Below are 652 nucleotides of genomic sequence, written 5' to 3'. Positions count from 1 at the left end.
TTGCTGTATTGTAGAGGGTCTAGTTTTGCCAAACGCTGGATGTATTGTTTCAGCTTAGTTTTATCGACAGAGGTCACTTGGCTATAACGAAACAAAGTATTCTCACCTTGTTCAACCAAGTAATTGTCTAACAGTTGTTGCCATTCCTGATGAGAAATTTGGGTTTGGTTGGCCTGATTCAATTGTTGCCAATACGGCCATAAATCAGATTTAGGTGCAGCGAACGCCGAGAAAGAAACTAGAGAACACAATAGCAATAACAGACGCTTCATAGAGATACCTTTGAATGAGATATTGTTGATAGTGTAGACCAGTTTAGTGCTTGTTTTCTTTCAGTAATCAGTGGCGTTTATTCGCTGTCATTCCGAGGAGCATAAGCGATATCAGGAATCTAATACCCACAAACTCTTGAGTAAAGACAGTATGAATCTGTACAGTGCGCTCTGGTAGTCGATCCTGAATCACGTTCCTTCGTCGCTGTTCAGGATGACGAATTTCAACAGAGGCGTTCGGTATTCTGTAAGCAAAGCGATATGAGATCAGTCACCCAAAACAAATCAAGGGCCGACAATTGCCAGCCCTTGATTTGTGTATTTACTAACGCGTCTTAACGCAAGAAGCTTGGAATATTCGCTTCGTACTCAGCAATCTT

At 41.6% G+C, this 652-nt stretch carries 1 pseudogene; it reads right to left on the bottom strand.

The annotated features are described in order from the left end of the window. Nucleotides 1-272: pseudogene (locus R7Z50_RS28215) on the bottom strand (DUF547 domain-containing protein); the annotation flags it as partial. Nucleotides 273-652 lie beyond the last annotated feature (380 nt).

The organism is Vibrio sp. 1249-1 (assembly GCF_033340495.1).
Note: the sequence above shows the minus strand (reverse complement) of the source record. Positions and strands in the feature narration are given on the sequence as shown.